This is a genomic window from Streptomyces sp. NPDC059443 (assembly GCF_042750105.1).
Lineage (GTDB): Bacteria > Actinomycetota > Actinomycetes > Streptomycetales > Streptomycetaceae > Streptomyces.
Map to the genome: position 1 here is coordinate 1 of NZ_JBHYVM010000019.1, position 17281 is coordinate 17281.

14 protein-coding genes and 1 riboswitch are annotated in these 17281 nt (G+C 71.0%); of the genes, 11 read left to right on the forward strand and 3 right to left on the reverse strand.

What is annotated here, in order from left to right:
- From kdpB to ACFXDJ_RS19450, 5 genes are all read left to right on the forward strand, one after another.
- Positions 1 to 1591 (forward strand): potassium-transporting ATPase subunit KdpB (gene kdpB / locus ACFXDJ_RS19430; RefSeq protein WP_384849784.1); only part of this gene is annotated, 1591 nt, incomplete at its 5' end.
- Positions 1592 to 1596: 5 nt separating this feature from the next.
- Complete coding sequence (locus ACFXDJ_RS19435) at positions 1597 to 2331, forward strand: potassium-transporting ATPase subunit C (RefSeq protein ID WP_384650797.1); 735 nt, start codon at positions 1597 to 1599, stop codon at positions 2329 to 2331.
- A 102-nt stretch (positions 2332 to 2433) separates the two neighbouring features.
- A complete protein-coding gene (locus ACFXDJ_RS19440) occupies positions 2434 to 3123 on the forward strand; it encodes a response regulator (protein ID WP_384650795.1) in 690 nt (229 codons plus the stop codon).
- Positions 3124 to 3209: 86 nt separating this feature from the next.
- Positions 3210 to 5729, forward strand: coding sequence for an ATP-binding protein (locus ACFXDJ_RS19445; RefSeq protein WP_384650793.1), 2520 nt, complete (start codon positions 3210 to 3212; stop codon positions 5727 to 5729).
- A 167-nt stretch (positions 5730 to 5896) separates the two neighbouring features.
- Positions 5897 to 6457, forward strand: a complete 561-nt coding sequence (locus ACFXDJ_RS19450) for a hypothetical protein (protein WP_384650791.1) — start codon at positions 5897 to 5899, stop codon at positions 6455 to 6457.
- A 13-nt stretch (positions 6458 to 6470) separates the two neighbouring features.
- Here ACFXDJ_RS19450 and ACFXDJ_RS19455 read toward each other — a convergent pair whose 3' ends face one another.
- The 3 genes from ACFXDJ_RS19455 to ACFXDJ_RS19465 form a co-directional block, all read right to left on the reverse strand.
- Positions 6471 to 6803, reverse strand: coding sequence for a winged helix-turn-helix domain-containing protein (locus ACFXDJ_RS19455; protein WP_384650789.1), 333 nt, complete (start codon positions 6801 to 6803; stop codon positions 6471 to 6473).
- Positions 6800 to 7216 (reverse strand): hypothetical protein, encoded by a 417-nt coding sequence (locus tag ACFXDJ_RS19460; RefSeq protein WP_384650787.1) that lies wholly within the window; start codon positions 7214 to 7216, stop codon positions 6800 to 6802. The genes ACFXDJ_RS19455 and ACFXDJ_RS19460 overlap by 4 nt, the downstream gene beginning before the upstream one ends.
- 204 nt (positions 7217 to 7420) lie before the next feature.
- A riboswitch (TPP riboswitch) is annotated at positions 7421 to 7597 on the forward strand.
- A 42-nt stretch (positions 7598 to 7639) separates the two neighbouring features.
- Positions 7640 to 8791: a PP2C family protein-serine/threonine phosphatase gene (locus ACFXDJ_RS19465; protein ID WP_384650785.1), complete on the reverse strand. Its 1152-nt coding sequence runs from the start codon at positions 8789 to 8791 to the stop codon at positions 7640 to 7642.
- Positions 8792 to 8938: 147 nt separating this feature from the next.
- Here ACFXDJ_RS19465 and ACFXDJ_RS19470 point away from each other — a divergent pair, with 147 nt between their 5' ends.
- The 6 genes from ACFXDJ_RS19470 (at position 8939) to ACFXDJ_RS19495 (ending at position 17261) form a co-directional block, all read left to right on the forward strand.
- Positions 8939 to 9874: a cyclase family protein gene (locus ACFXDJ_RS19470; RefSeq protein WP_384650783.1), complete on the forward strand. Its 936-nt coding sequence runs from the start codon at positions 8939 to 8941 to the stop codon at positions 9872 to 9874.
- 106 nt (positions 9875 to 9980) lie between these two features.
- The gene (locus ACFXDJ_RS19475; RefSeq protein ID WP_384650781.1) at positions 9981 to 12776 is read left to right on the forward strand and encodes a SpoIIE family protein phosphatase; all 2796 of its coding nucleotides are present in this window, start codon (positions 9981 to 9983) and stop codon (positions 12774 to 12776) included.
- Positions 12777 to 12873: 97 nt separating this feature from the next.
- Positions 12874 to 14439: a sugar ABC transporter ATP-binding protein gene (locus ACFXDJ_RS19480; RefSeq protein ID WP_384650779.1), complete on the forward strand. Its 1566-nt coding sequence runs from the start codon at positions 12874 to 12876 to the stop codon at positions 14437 to 14439.
- Positions 14436 to 15479: an ABC transporter permease gene (locus tag ACFXDJ_RS19485; protein ID WP_384650777.1), complete on the forward strand. Its 1044-nt coding sequence runs from the start codon at positions 14436 to 14438 to the stop codon at positions 15477 to 15479. The genes ACFXDJ_RS19480 and ACFXDJ_RS19485 overlap by 4 nt, the downstream gene beginning before the upstream one ends.
- Positions 15480 to 15506: 27 nt before the next feature.
- Positions 15507 to 16655 (forward strand): substrate-binding domain-containing protein, encoded by a 1149-nt coding sequence (locus ACFXDJ_RS19490; protein WP_384650775.1) that lies wholly within the window; start codon positions 15507 to 15509, stop codon positions 16653 to 16655.
- Between the two features lie 69 nt (positions 16656 to 16724).
- On the forward strand, positions 16725 to 17261 hold the full coding sequence (locus ACFXDJ_RS19495) for a SixA phosphatase family protein (protein ID WP_384650773.1): 537 nt from the start codon (positions 16725 to 16727) through the stop codon (positions 17259 to 17261).
- Positions 17262 to 17281: the final 20 nt, after the last annotated feature.

The window sequence follows — 17281 nt, forward strand, 5'->3', positions numbered from 1 at the left end:
TGCCTACCCCCCCCTTTACAGCCGGGGGCGGGGGGCGCCCCCCCCGCCGCCCCCCGGCGGTACGAAGGTCCTGTCGGACCGTGTCGTCATCAAGATCACGACGAAGCCCGGCGAAACCTTCATCGACCGCATGATCGCCCTCGTCGAAGGCGCGGCGCGGCAGAAGACCCCCAACGAGATCGCGCTGAACATTCTCCTCGCGTCCCTCACGATCGTCTTCCTGCTGGCCGTCGTCACGCTCCAGCCGTTCGCGATCTACGCGGGCGCCGAGCAGTCGATGATCGTCCTCACCGCCCTGCTGGTCTGCCTGATCCCGACCACGATCGGCGCCCTGCTCTCCGCGATCGGCATCGCCGGCATGGACCGGCTGGTCCAGCGCAACGTCCTGGCCATGTCCGGCCGCGCCGTAGAGGCCGCCGGTGACGTGTCGACGCTGCTGCTCGACAAGACCGGCACCATCACCCTCGGCAACCGCCAGGCCTCCGAGTTCGTGCCGGTCAAGGGCACGACTGAAGCCGAACTGGCCGACGCCGCCCAGCTGTCGTCCCTCGCTGACGAGACCCCCGAGGGCCGCTCGATCGTGGTCCTCGCGAAGGAGAAGTACGGACTCCGCGAACGCCACCAGGGCGAGCTGTCCCACGCCACCTGGATCGAGTTCACCGCCCAGACCCGGATGTCGGGTGTGGACGTGGATGGCAGGAAGACCCGTAAGGGCGCGGCAGGTTCGGTCATCACCTGGGTCAAGGAGCAGGGCGGCCAGGTGTCCGAAGATGCCGACCTCCTCGCCAACCGCATCTCCGAGGCGGGCGGTACGCCGCTCCTGGTCGCCGTCGAGGACGAGAAGGGTGCCCGGGTCCTGGGTGTCATCCACCTCAAGGACGTGGTCAAGGAGGGCATGCGCGAACGCTTCGACGAGCTGCGCCGCATGGGCATCAAGACCGTGATGATCACCGGCGACAACCCGCTCACCGCCAAGGCCATCGCCGAAGAAGCGGGCGTGGACGACTTCCTCGCGGAAGCCACCCCCGAGGACAAGATGGCCCTCATCAAGCGCGAACAGGCCGGCGGCAAACTCGTCGCGATGACCGGCGACGGTACGAATGACGCCCCCGCCCTCGCGCAGGCCGACGTGGGCGTCGCCATGAACACCGGCACCTCGGCCGCCAAGGAAGCCGGGAACATGGTGGACCTGGACTCCAACCCCACCAAACTCATCGAAATCGTGGAGATCGGCAAGCAACTGCTGATCACCCGAGGCGCCCTGACGACCTTCTCGATCGCCAACGACGTCGCGAAATACTTCGCGATCATCCCGGCCATGTTCGCCGTGGTCTACCCCGGCCTCGACAAGCTCAACATCATGGGCCTGCACTCGCCCGAGTCGGCGATCCTCTCCGCCGTCATCTTCAACGCGCTGATCATCATCGCCCTGGTCCCGCTCGCCCTCAAGGGCGTCCAGTACCGGCCCACCAGCGCCGACAAAATGCTCCGCCGCAACCTCGGCCTCTACGGCGTGGGCGGTCTCATCGCCCCGTTCATCGGCATCAAGCTCATCGACCTGCTCATCTCCCTCATCCCCGGAATCGGCTGACCCCAATGAACAACTCTGTAGGCAACACAGTGCGGTTGATCGGGGCGGGCCTGCGCGCCCTGCTGGTCCTCACGGTCATCTGCGGCGTGATCTATCCGCTGGCCGTGACCGGGATCGCCCAGGCCGCCTTCAACGACAAGGCCAACGGCTCGGAGATCAAGGACGCGAGCGGCAAGGTCGTCGGCTCCTCCCTCATCGGGCAGACCTACAACCTGCCGAAGAAGACCCCTTCTGACTCAACTACGGGGAACGACCCCGAAGAGGCCGCCAAGCCGGATCTGAAGTGGTTCCAGCCGCGCCCCTCCAACGGCCTCGGCACCAACTCCGTCAACACCCAGTACTCGCTGATCCTCTCCGGCGCCACCAACCGCTCCGCCGACAACGGCGCCGTCGACGGCAAGTGCACCGACCAGGCGGAGGAAGGCACCCTCTGCGCCCAGGTCATCGCCGCCAAGGAATCCGTCATCGCCGACAACTCCACCGCCGGCTACCAGGTCAAGCCCGAGGACGTACCGGCCGACGCCGTCACCTCCTCCGGCTCCGGCCTCGACCCGGAGATCTCCCCCGAGTACGCCAAGCTCCAGATCCACCGGGTCGCCGAGCAGAACAAACTCGACGTCAAGCAGGTCGAGAAACTCGTCGCCGACCACACCTCCGGCCGCACCCTCGGCTTCATGGGCGAACCCCGCGTCAACGTCCTCGAACTCAACACCGCGCTCAAGGCACTTGCCAAGAGCTGAAGCTCCACATCGCACGGATGGGGAGCCGGCGGGGCGCGAACACTTCGCGCCCCGCCGGTTTCTTACCGCTCCTGCCCGCAACGAAGGAAAGGCTGCACACCGATGACCCGGGTGCTGGTGGTGGAGGACGATCCTCAGCTCGTCCGCGCACTGAAGATCAACCTTCAGGCGCGCAAGTTCGAGGTCGAGGAGGCTCCCGACGGAGGCACGGCCCTGCGGCTCGCCGCCGCCCACAAGCCGGACGTCATAGTGCTGGACCTCGGCCTGCCCGACATGGACGGCATCGACGTCATCATGAGCGTCCGCGAATGGAGCCGGGTACCCATCCTCGTCCTCTCCGCACGTCACACCTCGGAGGACAAGATCCGTGCCCTGGACGCCGGCGCCGACGACTACGTGACGAAGCCGTTCAGCATGGACGAGCTCCTGGCCCGCCTGCGCGCGGCCGCCCGTAGGCGGGAGACTCCTGCCGCGTCCCAGGCCGACGAGGTCGCCGTCGTCACGACGGCCGAGTTCACCGTCGACCTGGTGGCGAAGAAGGTACAGCGGGGCGAGCGGACCGTACGGCTGACGCCGACCGAGTGGCACCTGCTGGAAATCCTCATCACCCACCCGGGCCGGCTGATCACCCAGGGGCAGCTCCTGCTGGAGGTCTGGGGCCCTACCTACGGGGAGAACACCAACTATCTACGGGTATACATGGCCCAGCTACGGCGCAAACTGGAAGCTGACCCCTCCCATCCCCGGTACCTGATCACCGAACCGGGCATGGGATACCGCTTCGAACCCTGATCATCCGCCCGGTCGGCAGCAGCGCTCCCTCATGAGCAGACCCCTTCCTCAGCAGACCCCTTCCTCAGCAGAATACGAGTCGGAACATGGGACGCGGCAAGCTCCGCATCTACCTCGGCGCGGCGCCGGGTGTCGGCAAGACGTACGCGATGCTCTCCGAGGCGCACCGCCGGATCGAGCGGGGCACCGACTGCGTCGTGGGCTTCGTCGAGCACCACCACCGTCCACGCACCGAGGTGATGCTCCACGGCCTCGAACTCATCGACCGTCGCGAACTCGACTACCGGGACGCCACCTTCACGGAGATGGACGTGGACGCGATCCTCGCGCGTCGCCCCGCGATCGCACTGGTGGACGAGCTCGCCCACACCAACGTCCCCGGTTCGCGCAACACCAAGCGCTGGCAGGACGTCGAGGAGCTGCTCCAGGCCGGCATCAACGTCGTCTCCACCGTCAACATCCAGCACCTGGAGTCACTCGGCGACGTGGTCGAGACGATCACCGGGGTCCGCCAGCGCGAGACGGTCCCGGACGAGGTGGTCCGGCGGGCCGACCAGATCGAGCTCGTCGACATGTCCCCGCAGGCCCTGCGCCGCCGCATGGCCCACGGCAACATCTACAAACCCGACAAGGTCGACGCCGCCCTCTCCAACTACTTCCGGCCCGGCAACCTCACCGCCCTGCGCGAACTCGCCCTGCTCTGGGTCGCCGACCGCGTCGACGAGTACCTCCAGGAATACCGGGGCGAGCACAACATCCGCACCACCTGGCAGGCCCGCGAACGCATCGTCGTCGGCCTCACCGGCGGCCCCGAAGGCCGTACCCTCATCCGCCGCGCCGCCCGCCTCGCCGAGAAGGGATCGGGCGGCGAAGTGCTGGCCGTCTACATCGCCCGCAGCGATGGCCTCTCATCCGCCTCACCCAAGGAACTCGCCGTCCAGCGCACCCTGGTCGAGGACCTCGGCGGCACCTTCCACCACGTCATAGGCGACAACGTCCCCGACGCCCTGCTGGAGTTCGCCCGCGGGTGCAACGCCACCCAGATCGTCCTCGGCGTCAGCCGCCGCCGCTCCTGGCAGTCCGTCTTCAGCCCCGGCGTCAGCGCCACCGTCGCCCGGGAGTCGGGCCCGGACCTCGACGTCCACATCGTCACCCACGACGAGGCCGCCAAGGGCCGGGGCCTGCCCGTCGCACGCAGCGCGCGGCTGGGCAGACTCCGAGTCGTCTGGGGCTGGCTGACGGGGGTCGCCGGCCCCGCGCTGCTCACCGTTCTGCTGAACGAGCTCGTGCCCGAGCTCGGGCTCGCCAACGACATGCTGCTCTTCCTCACCTTCACCGTGGCGGCGGCCCTCCTCGGCGGACTCCTGCCCGCCCTGGCCTCGGCCGCCTTCGGCTCCCTGCTCCTCAACTACTACTTCACCCCACCGCTGCACGAGTTCACCATCTCCGACCCCAAGAACATCGTCGCCATCGCGATCTTCGTGGGAGTCGCGGTTTCCGTCGCGTCCGTGGTCGACCTGGCCGCCCGCCGCACTCACCAGGCCGCCCGGCTGCGGGCCGAGTCCGAGATCCTCTCCTTCCTCGCCGGCAGCGTCCTGCGCGGCGAGGACTCCCTTGACGCACTCCTCGAACGCCTCCGCGAGACCTTCGCCATGCAATCGGTCGTCCTCCTGGAGCGCACGAGCGAAGTCGACCCCTGGACCACCACCGCATCCGTCGGCACCGGCCCGGTCGGCCGCCCCGAGGACGCGGACGTCGATCTGCCCATCGGCGAGAACATGGCCCTCGCCCTCACCGGGCGCGTCCTGCCGGCAGAGGACCGCCGGGTGCTCGGCGCCTTCGCCGCCCAGGCCGCCGTCGTACTCGACCGCCAGCGCCTCGTCGACGAGGCGGGCAGAGCGAAGGAACTCGCCGAGGGCAACCGCATCCGTACCGCCCTGCTCGCCGCCGTCAGCCACGACCTGCGCACCCCGCTCGCCGGCATAAAGGCGTCCGTCAGCTCCCTGCGCTCAGACGACGTCGAATGGTCCGAGGAGGACCGGGCCGAACTCCTGGAAGGCATCGAAGACGGCGCCGACCGCCTCGCCGCGCTGATCGGCAACCTCCTCGACATGTCCCGCCTCAACACCGGTACCGTCGTCCCGCTCATCCGCGAGACCGACCTCGACGAGGTCGTCCCCATGGCCCTGGGCGGCGTACCGGAGGACAGCGTCGACCTCGACATCCCCGAAACCCTCCCCATGATCGCCGTCGACCGGGGCCTCCTGGAACGGGCCGTCGCCAACATCGTCGAGAACGCCGTCAAGTACAGCCCCGACGGCCAGGCCGTCAACGTCTCCGCCAGCACCTTGGGGAGCCGGGTCGAACTCCGCGTCGTCGACCGCGGCCCCGGAGTCCCCGACGACGCCAAGGACCGGATATTCGAACCCTTCCAGCGCCACGGCGACGCCCCGCGCGGCGCCGGAGTCGGCCTCGGCCTCGCCGTCGCCCGCGGCTTCACCGAGGCCATCGGCGGCACCCTGTCCGCCGAGGACACCCCCGGTGGAGGCCTGACCATGGTCCTGTCCCTGCCCGTCGCCGCCGACGCGGCCGCAGGGCGGCTCTGATCCGCATGTCCTCCTCGAACCTCCACCTCCGCGCAGCGCTCGGGCAACGGTCCCAGCACATGATCGTTCGCGGTGACGACGGACTCGCGTCAAGATGTCGTAGCCGTCGCATCAGCAGTGCGTCAGGGTCCGGCGCCAAGGCCTGCATCCGCCCTAGCGTCTGTCCCATGGGACGACGTATCACTCAGCCGACGGCCGGCTCACGCGCCGCGCACGCGGAGCCATCGGAACCCTCCGCGGACGACATCCACTGGGCCGGTGAGCGGCGTTCCGCGATCGGTATCGCGTCGCTCCTGTTCGCGGCACTGGCCGTCCTGGACACGGGTGTCGGACGGCTCGATGTCACCCGCGGGGCCCTGTGGGCCGGCCTGGCCGTACTCGTCTTCGTGATCCTGTTGCCTCTACGGGTCTGCGCGCGGCCCGGTCTGCTGATGGCCCACGGGCTGCTGGTGCGGCGCAGCGTCCGTACCGATTCCCTCGTCTCGGTCCGGTGGTCCGACGGGGTGGCCCAGCGCCTGGTCCTGCGGGACACGGACGGCAACCGGGTCGAGATCGACCCGACCGTCCTGGTGCGCAACCCCTCGATGTGGAGGCGTCTGGACGCGGACACCCGAACGTCGATCCGGCGCGGCACCCTGGTGTCGGGCGCGACCGCGCTGCGCGAGCTGGCCCAGCGCATCGACGGCGAGACCGCCCGTACGGTCTTCAAGGTCTCCGGGCTGCGGTGACCTCGGCCCGCCGTCAGGACAGTGGGCCCGCGATGGCCGTGAGGGCGGCGAGGTGGCGCCGGTAGGTGACCAGTCCCTCCTCGGTCAGACACAGCCAGGTCCGCGGCCTGCGCCCGACCTGCCCCTTCTCGACCGTCACCCAGCCCGCTTCCTCCAGGCGCGTGATCTGTTTCGACAGGGCGGAGTCGGTGATCTCCACGAGATCCCGCACGTAGGCGAACTCGGCCTTCTCCACGGGAGCCAGCGCCGCGACGATCGACAGACGTACGGCCGACCCCAGAAGAGGCGCGAGAGCGTGGCGCGGATGGGGGCCCTGTCCTGCGGCCGCCGGGGCTTCCGGCGTCATGCGGCGCGCGCCTCGCGCCAAGCCGCCACGACGGCGGGCAGTGCGCACGCGAAGGCGGCCACGACCGCGAAGGCGACGCTGTCCAGGAAGACGGTGAAGCCGAGCACGAGGGTCAGTACGTAGGCAACCGCCCAGGCTCCGATCACTCTGAGGTGCCGGCCGCCGTAACCGCGCGGAACCACGGGCTGCCGCATGGCGAACACGGACAGCCCCATGACCACAAGGGCGTTCGACAGCGTACTGACGAGCGTCCCCGTCGGCCCGTGCCACAGCACCACGGCGGGAACGAGGGCGAGCTGCCAGCCGGCGAACACCCACAGATAGCCGACGTACCAGCCGCTTCGCCCCCGCGCGGTCGCCTCGATCCGCGCGGTCCCCTTCAACGATGCTGCCGCAACAGCTTGTTCGCTCATGACACACCCCTCCCGCCTTCGCCCGGCATCCCCACATTCGCCTGCCGGCATCTACTTTCCACATTAGCAACTACTTGCCGCCGGAGGTGCCCAGGGGGCGAGGCCGAAGATCGCTCGCTCGGGCTCACGACTCAAGAGACCCTGACAAAGACAGGGAAAGTGTGTTTTATCCATAGGTAGCGGGCTATGCTGCTACTAGGCCTACGAGGCGAGCGAGGGAGTTCGACCGGAGTAGCCGACTGCCGCGGAAGTTCGTTGTTGTTGTCCGCCGTGGCCGACGTCAACGGTAGGGCTGAGAGGCCTGACGGTCGGAAGACCCGAAGGCGACCCCCATCACCTGATCCGGACAATGCCGGCGCAGGGAGCCCGTTTCGTAGGTCGCTCCACGCCCGGCCCCCTCCCGACACCCGACGCCGGCCGGAGTCACCCCTGGCCAGAGCCGGCCTCGTCTTCGAGCCGGTCGACGAGGATGACGGCCACGTCGTCCGCCAGGAAGCCCTGCGTGTGGCGGAGTAGGGCCTGGCGCAGGCCTTCCAGGAACGCCCGCCGGGTGTGGTCCCGCATCGTCGCCATGGCCCCGGGCAGGTCGAAGAAGTTCTTCTCCTTGTCGCGGGCCTCGATGACGCCGTCGGTGTGCAACAGCAGCCGGTCCCCCGGTGCGAACGGATAGCTGTCCGTCCGCCCGGGAGGACCGCTGAGGAATTCCTCCAGACCCAACGGCGGCAGCGGGGCCGTTGGCATCAAGGACCGGACCCTGCCGTCGCGCAGCAGCAGTGGCGGCGGATGGCCCCGGTTGATCACCTCGACCTCGTGGCTGTCCGGGATCTGGGCCACGACCGCGGTGACGAATCCCTCCAGGCGGTCGACGTCACCTCCGACCCCGCCCGTGCCCGCGACGACGGCGTCCCGCCGCAGGGCCTCCCCGCAGTGGTTGACGACCTCCACCAGGTCGTCCTCGTAGTGCACGGCCTCGCGGAACGCGCCCAGCACGACCGCGGCGGCCCGTACGGCAGGCAGTCCCTTGCCGCGGACGTCCCCGACGATCATCCGGACCCCGTACCGGGTCTGGACCGCGTCGTACAGATCACCGCCGATCTGCGCGCCCGACTCGGCTGCCAGGTACATGCTGGCCGCCCGTACGGGGCCCAGCCGGGCCGGCACGGGCCGCAGCAGGACGTCCTGGGCGGCCGCGGCGATCCGGCGGACCTGGTTGAGCTCGTTCTCCCGGCGCGTGCGCGCGGCGCGGCTCGTCGTGAAGCTCGCCACCGTGACCAGGAACAGGGCGAGGAAGTTCGTGTAGACCTGCTGGCCACCCCAGGCATGGTTGTGGCTGGCGGTGATCACACTGACGCCGACGGCCACCGCGGCCGCCGCGAGGGTGCCCCTGGGGCCCATCGTCACCGCCGCCAGAGCGGGCGTCGCCACCAGCAGGGGGCCGGTGTACACGACGTGCGCGGGCGTGAGCTCGATGACGAGCACCAGCAGGGCGATCGCGAAGGGCACCCACTCCGCGAGGGCGAAAAGGACCTGGTGGCGGCCGCCGGCTCCCGGGGGCGAGCGCAAGAGCGCTCTCATGAGTACAGCCTGCCCCGCCCCGAGGCATGGCCGCCACTCAGGTTGACCGGTCCCCGCGGACGTCCGGCCGCTGCCGGCAACGGGTACGGATGCCCAAACGGCGGGGCCACCCCCGCCGCCCGCCGAGTCTGGAGCGCCGCACACCCCATGAGCACCAACCCCGCAGAGGCTCCCCGGATCTCCCGCCCGGAATTCGACGCCCTCTTCGCCTCGGTCCGTACGTGGGGCCACTGGACCCCGGCCGACCGGGGCGCCTGGAACCGGGTCACACCGGACCACGTACGACGGGCGGCCGCCTTCGTCCGGGACGGTACGGCGGTATCCATGGGGCTGCCCTGGAACACCCGGCCCGGCCCCGACAACACCAAGCCCGCCCTCCACTACATGTCCGACCTCGGTGATGTCGAGCCCCCGGAACCGGCCACCCACAAGGACTTCCTCGCCGTCGACTACCACGGCAAGTCGGTCAGCCACATCGACGCGCTGTCACACATCGCCTACCGAGGGCTGCTCTACGGGGGCCACCCGGCGCGCGAGGTCATCGGCGCCGGCGGCGCCCGCTTCGGCTCGGTGGCGGCGCTGGGCCCGCTCGTCACCAAGGGGGTCCTCCTCGACCTGCCCGCCGTCCTCGGCGCCGACTGGCTGGAGCCCGGACACGCGGTCCGCGCCAGTGACGTCATCGCCGCCGAGCGGGCGCTCGGCGTCCGTATCGACGACGGATGTGCGGTGCTGCTGCGCTCCGGCCGGTTCCGGCGCCGTCGCGAACTGGGCCCGTGGGACGTCGACGCGGCAAGCGCGGGCTTCCACGTGGACGCGATGCCGCTGCTGGCGGAGCGTGCGATCAGCCTGCTCGGCGCGGACGGGGACAGCGACGTCCGACCCTCCCCGGTCGAGGGCCTCCACTCTCCCGTCCACGCCCTCGCCATCGCGGCCATGGGGGTGCCCCTGCTGGACAACCTGGATCTGGAGGCACTGTCCGCCGCGTGCGCCGAAGCGGGACGTTACGAGTTCATGATCGTCGTGACACCCCTCAACGTCCCCGGCGGGACGGGATCGCCGGTCAATCCGGTCGCTCTCCTGTGAAGCGATAAATAGCCGGGAATATACTCAAAACGCACTGATACAACTTTCATCGCACGGACCAGCACAGACCAGCACCGACCCGCGCCGGCAAGGGGAAGTGATGCAGATGGGGGTCACGGGAGAGCACATCGGTCCCGCACGCTCCCGTGAGCGATTCCTGGTGGGCGAGCCGGTCGCGACCGCGGTGAGAACTCCGATCCTGAACTCGTGGCTGCGCTGTCGGCTGCTGGGCCTGTCACCGGACCAGACCGAGCTCCCCTACCGGGACGACTTCGATCCGGACAGCAGACTCGTACGCGCCGCCGGACCCGTCCTCGACCAGCTGCAGTCCCGGTTCTCCGGCAGCCGGATGAACATCTCCGTCGCCGACGCGAACGGCACGGTGCTCCAACGCCGCTTCGGCGAGCCCTCCCTGGCCCGGAGCCTTCCCCCCATCCAGAGCGTCCCGGGCTTCGTCTTCGCCGAGCGGTTCGCCGGGACCAACGGCATCGGCCTCGCGCTGGCCGAACGGGGCCCCATCCGGGTCTACGGCGCGGAACACTTCGCCGAACGCGCCCAGTCGAACGCATGCTGCGCCATTCCCATCCGCGATCAGATCAGCGGGCACATCGCCGGCGTCCTCTGCTTCGGCTACCCGCACGCCTACGAGCGCCCGGCCCTCGCCGTCCTGCTCCGCCGGGCTGCCACGACGATCGAACGGCGGCTGACGGAACAGAGTTCGGCGCGCGAGCGCGGGCTGCTGCGGGCGTACCTCGATGCCGAACGGCGCGCGCGGACGGCCGGGGCCGCCGGGGACGGGCTCCACACCGGGCCCGCCGTGCCGGCCGGCACGGCGGGACTGGGCGGGCTGGACGAACTGGTCGACTTCCAGCTGGACCCGCACGACCAGACGATCCTCAAGGACAGAGCGACCGAGCTGATCTCCTCGGCCCGGCCCGGCGCCGTGGACGTGGTCCTCCCGCACGGCCGGGAGGCCACCCTTCTGAGCCGCCCGGTCACGAGCCGCTCCGGCGTGGCGGGCATCGTCGTCGAGGCCGTGCTCAGGGAGGACACCCCGCCGGTCCACCACCTTCCCCTCTCGCCCCGTACCGGACCGCCACCGGCCGGAGCACCGACCGCCGCACCGCCACTGCCCGGAACCCCGATCGACAGCGCGGCCCCCCGCCCCGGCACGGTCCGCGGCCTGGTGCTGGTCGGCGAGCCGGAGGTCGGGAAGTACGCCGTGGAGGCACGGCGCCGGCTGGAGCTGCTGGCCGAGGCCAGCAGCCGCATCGGCACGACCCTGGACGTGAGCCGCACCGCGTGGGAGCTCGCCGAGATCGCGGTCCCACGCCTGGCCGACTACGTCACCGTGGACCTGCCCGAGGCCGTACTGCGGGGCGACGAGTCCGCCCACCCCGAGGCCGAACTGCACCGTGCCGTGCGTCACGGCCTCCGCGCCAACAGCCCCTTCTTCCCCGTCGGACAACACGTGGAACTCCAACCCGGATCCCCCCACATGCGCGCGCTGGCCGAAGGGCAGGCGGTCCTGGAGGCCGAGTTCGACCCCGCGGCCGGCTGGATCACCGCGAACCCCGCTCATGCCCGGCACGCCCGGCGGATCATGGCGCACGGCGTGCACTCCCTCATCGCCGTCCCGCTGCTCGCCCGCGGTGTCCTGCTGGGCATCGCGAGCTTCTACCGCTCGCAGGACCCCGCCCCCTTCGGGGACGACGACAGCCGGCTGGCCCAGGAACTCGCGGCCCGCGCCGCCCTGTGCATCGACAACGCCCGCCGCTACACCCGGGAACACACCCTGGCCCTGGCGCTCCAGCGCAGCCTCCTCCCGCGCGGCATGCCCGAGCAGAGTGCCGTCGAGGTCGCCCACCGCTATCTGCCCGCCGAATCCGGAGTGGGCGGCGACTGGTTCGACGTCATCCCCCTGTCCGGCGCCCGCGTCGCCCTGCTCGTGGGCGACGTCGTCGGCCACGGGCTCCACGCCGCCGCCACGATGGGGCGGCTGCGGACCGCCGCACGCAACTTCGCCGAACTGGAACTCGCCCCCGACGAGCTCCTCACCCACCTGGACAACCTCCTGGTGCGCCTGGACCGGGAGGAGGGCGACGACCACACCACGGGCAGCACCGGCGTCGTCGGCGCCACCTGTCTGTACGCCATCTACGACCCCACCTCGCGACAGTGCACTCTGGCCCGGGCCGGCCACCTTCCGCCGGCCCTGGTCCATCCCGACGGCAGCGTGAGCTTCCCCGACCCGCCCGCCGGGCCCCCGCTGGGCCTGGGCGGTCTGCCCTTCGAGACGGCCGAGATCGAGCTGCCCCAGGGCAGCACGCTCGTCCTCTACACCGACGGGCTCGTCGAGGACCGCCACCGCGACATCGACGTCGCCCTCGACCAGCTGCGGCAGGCCCTGGCACACGCGGACCGCAGTCCCGAGGAAACCTGTCAGGCGGTCATGGACGCCATGGCACCCGAGCATCCCTCGGACGACATCGCCCTGCTCGTCGCCCGCACCCACACCCTGCCCGCCGACCGGATCGCGACCTGGGACCTGCCGGCCGATCCCGCGCGGGTCTGCGACATCCGCGCCGCCGCGACCCGCCAGCTGGCCCACTGGGGGCTGGACGAGCTCGCGTTCGCCACCGAGCTGCTGCTCAGCGAGCTGGTCACCAACGCCATCCGCTACGGCACCGAGCCGATCCGGGTACGCCTGGTCCACGACCGCGCCCTGATCTGCGAGGTCTCCGACGGCAGCAGCACCGCCCCGCACATGCGGCGGGCCACCAACACGGACGAGGGCGGGCGCGGCCTGTTCCTCGTCGCACAGCTGGCCCGTTCGTGGGGCACCCGCTACACCCCCCAGGGCAAGGTCATCTGGGCCGAATGCGCGCTGGATGCGGCGTAATTACCGTCATGAACACAATTGACCCCTGGTGCCCATTAGCATCCTCCCTGTCCCACCCTCCCGAGAGGGGGATCCGAGGTCGGCCCCGGAGACATCCGTGCATGACGCTCATGACACTTCCGACACCTCGACGAACCGCCCGTCCGGGCACTCCGGCGGGGAACCCCTCGTGCGGATGCACGGTCTCGGCAAGCGGTTCGGCGGCACCGTCGCACTGGACGCGGTCAGCCTCGACCTCCACCGCGGCAGCGTGCTCGCCCTCCTCGGCCCCAACGGCGCCGGGAAGTCCACGCTCATCAAGGTGCTCGCCGGGGTCCACCAGCCCGACGAGGGCGAGGTGACGGTGGCCGGGCACCCGCTCGGGTCCGAAGCCGCCTCCGGAAAGATGTCCTTCATCCACCAGGACCTCGGTCTGGTCGAGTGGATGACGGTCGCCGAGAACATCGCCCTGGGGACGGGCTACCCGCGCCACCTCGGCCTGATCTCCTGGCGACGGACCCGGGAGCACTGCGCCGAAGCCCTGCGGATCGTCGCCGGACACCTGGACGCCGACGCCCGGATCGCGGACCTCGCGCCCGCCGAGCGTTCCCTGGTGGCCATCGCCCGGGCCCTCGCGCGACGGACGGAGCTCTTCGTCCTCGACGAGCCGACCGCCACGCTCCCCGCCGCGGACTGCGCCCGCCTCTTCGACGTGTTGCACGCACTGCGCGACCGGGGGCACACCGTCCTGTACGTCAGTCACCGGCTCGACGAGGTGTACCGGGTCGCCGACACGTTCGCCGTTCTGCGCGACGGCCGCCTCGTCAGCACGGGACCGCTCGCCGGGTACGGTCCTGCCCGTCTGGTCCATGACATCTCGGGCGGCGTAGCGGCCCGGCGCGGACCCGCCTCCGCCCTGCCCACCGGCCGTCCTCCCCTGCTGAGCCTCCACGCCGTGACGACGCATCGGACCCGGCCCGTCAGCCTGGATCTGGCGCCCGGGGAGATCCTCGGCATGGTCGGGCTGACCGGCGCCGGCCACATGCATCTGGGCCGCGCCCTCGCCGGCGCGCTGCCCCTGCTCGGCGGGCGGGCGCTGCTCGACGGCCGGCCGTACCACCCGCGCACCGTGGCCGCCGCCCTCGGCCGGGGAGTCGGCTTCGTGGCCGCCAACCGCCAGGAGGAGGGCTGCGCTCCCGATCTGACGGTCCGGGAGAACTTCCTGGCCAACCCCCGGGCGGCCGGTGTGCCGGCGTGGCGCTGGCTCGGTCCCCGGCGTGAGCGGCGCGAGGCCGCCGCCCTGATCGAACGGTTCTCGGTGCGGCCCCCCGACAGCGAGGTGCCCATCTCCACCCTGTCCGGCGGAAATCAGCAGAAGGTGGTGCTCGGCCGGTCGCTCCGCGGGCGGCTGCGGCTGCTGATCCTGGAAGAGCCGACAGCGAGCGTGGACGTCGGTGCCAAGGCGGCGATCCACCGGTTGCTCGACGAAGCGGCTGCCGAAGGCCTCGCGGTCCTGCTGGTGTCCACCGACTTCGAGGAGGTCGCGGAGGTCTGCCACCGCGCTCTGGTCTTCGTACGCGGATCGGTGGTGGCCGAGCCGTCGGGCGCCGCCCTGACGCCCGCCGAACTCACCCGTGCCGCCTCGGCCATGCCCGCGATCACCGGAAGCACGACGGCCCTGTGACCCCCTGGTCCCCGCGCGGGCACATCATCGGAAGCTACGGCCTGCCGGCCTTGACCGTCCTGCTCTTCCTGGTCTTCTCCGTCGTCCTGCCGGACACCTTCCCCACCCGGGACAACGTGTCCTCGATCCTCTCCAACCAGTCGATCCCCGCCCTCCTCGCACTCGGGGCGACGATCCCCATCGCCACCGGCAAGTTCGACCTGTCCATCGGGTACGGGCTGGGCCTGGCGCACGTGCTGGTGATGTACCTCATCGTCGAGGAGGGGACACCCTGGCCGCTCGCCGCTCTCGCCGTCGTCCTCGGCGGGGCGCTGGTCGGCGCCCTGAACGGTGCCGTCGTCGAATTCGCCCGGATCGACTCCTTCATCGCCACGCTCGGCACCGGCAGCATCATGTACGCCCTCACCGGATGGCTCACGGACGGCAGCAGGATCGTGCCCGGCCCGCACGGCCTGCCGGCCTCCTTCACCGGCCTCTACGACGCCCGGTTCCTCGGTCTGCCGGTGCCCGCCTTCTACGTCCTCGTCGCCGTCGTCGTCCTCTGGGTGCTGCTGGAACGGCTGCCGTTCGGCCGGTACCTGTACGTCGTCGGCTCCAACCCCCGCGCCGCCGGCATCATCGGCATCCCCACCCACAAGTACTCCGTCTACGCCTTCGCCGGATCGGGCCTGGTCGTGGGCATCGCGGGGGTCCTGCTCGCCGCGCAGCAGCAGATCGGCAACCCGAGCGTCGGCCTGGACTACCTGCTGCCCGCCTTCGTCGGCGCGCTGCTCGGCTCCACCACGATCAAGCCCGGCCGCGCCAACGCGCTCGGAACCCTCGTTGCCGTCAGCGTGCTCGCCGTGGGGCTCGCCGGGATCGGCCAGCTCGGCGCCCAGTTCTGGGCCACGCCGCTGTTCAACGGGGGCACGCTGCTGATGGCGGTCGGCCTGTCCGGCTACGCGGCCAGGCGGCGGCTGCGCACGCGGGCCATGACGGACCGTCCCCCGCCCGACGAACCTCCCGGGCCGACGGCGGCACGGGCAGCCGAAGCCCGATAGACCCAGTCACCCCTGGTCAGGAGCACCGTGTACCCGAATCGCACCAGCGTCCTCGCGGCCGCGGCCCTTTGGGCGGCCGCCGCCACCCTCGTCGCGGGCTGCGGAAGCGACGCGTCGCGGACCTCTGACGCGGCCTCACCGTCGGCCGCCGGCTGCCCGGCCGTACTCACGGGGGCCAAGGAGGCCGTCGAGCGGGCCGAGCGTACGGGCCTCTCCTGGGACGGCCCCACGACCGGCCCCCCGGCGGTTCCCGACAAGGCCATCGTCTATGTCGCCCAGACCATGACCAACCCCGGTGTCGCCGGAGTCGCCAAGGGCGTCCGGGAAGCCGCGGCGGCCATCGGCTGGCAGGTCCGGGTGATCGACGGGGACGGCACCCCTGCGGGCATCCAGGCCGCGCTCAGCCAGGCGGTCACCCTCAAGCCCTCGGGCATCGTCATCGGCGGCTTCGATCCCCTGCTCACCGCAGAACAGACCGCGCGGGCAGCGGCCGCGGGCATTGCGCTGATCGGCTGGCACGCGGTCGACTCCCCCGGACCGAGCACGAGTCCCCGGCTGTTCACCAACATCACCACGAAGGTGGAGGAGGTCGCGAGGGTCAGCGCGGACTGGGTCATCGCCCGGTCCGACGGCGACGCCGGGGTCGTCATCTTCACCGATGACTCCATCCCGTTCGCCCGCAACAAGTCCGAGCTGATCAAACGGCAGCTCGCCACCTGCTCCGGGGTGAGGCTGCTGGCGACCGAGAACATCCCGATCCCGGACGCGAGTCAGCGCACCCCGCGGGAGGTCTCCTCCCTGGTGTCCCGCTTCCGGGGCCGGTGGACCCATTCCGTCGCGATCAACGACCTCTACTTCGCCGACGCCGCGCCGGCGCTGCGGGCCGCAGGGCGCCCCGGCGGGGGGCCGCCCTTCAACATCGGCGCGGGCGACGGCGATCCTTCCGCCTTCCAGCGCATCAACAGCCGGCGCTTCCAGACCGCCACCGTCCCCGAACCGCTCGCCCAGCAGGGGTGGCAGATCATCGACGAGCTCAACCGCGCCTTCGCCGGCCGGCCCGCCAGCGGCTACGTCGCACCCGCGCATGTGGTGACGGCCGAGAACAGCGGCGGAGCCACGTCCTGGGACCCGCAGGGCTACCAAGAGGCGTACCAGAGCATCTGGCGGGGCCAGTGACCCGGGCCCCTCAGCACCGTCGACCGTCGACCGTCGACCGTGCGAGGCTGAGGTCATGAGGCTGAGGTCATGAGCGCGGGATCCGCCGCCCGTCTGGTGCTGCTGCGCCACGCCAAATCCGCCTGGCCCGACGTCGCGGACCACGAGCGGCCGCTGGGCCCGCGCGGTCTACGGGACGCGCCCGCGGCGGGCCGCTGGCTGCGCGACGCCGGCTGCCTGCCCGCACTGGTGATCTGTTCCACCGCCCGGCGGGCCCGCGAGACCTGGGCATTGGCGGCCGGGCAACTGGGCGCCGAGGTACCGGTGCGTTTCGACGAGCGGGTGTACGCCGCCGAGCCTGAGGACCTGCTGGAGGTGGTGTCCGAAGTGCCGGAGGAGGTACGGACGCTGCTGCTCGTCGGCCACAACCCGGGCCTGGAGGATCTGGCCGTCAGCCTCGCCGGGAAGGCCGCGGACCCCGCGGAGGCCCAGGAGATCGAACGCCTGTCCCGGAAGTTCCCGACGTCCGCGATCGCGGTGCTCGACTGCCCGGGCCCCTGGCCGGAACTCGCGCCGGGCTCGGCCCGGTTGACCCGCTTCGCCGTCCCCCGGGGCACCGCCCGCTGACGTACGCCCCGGGCGTACGC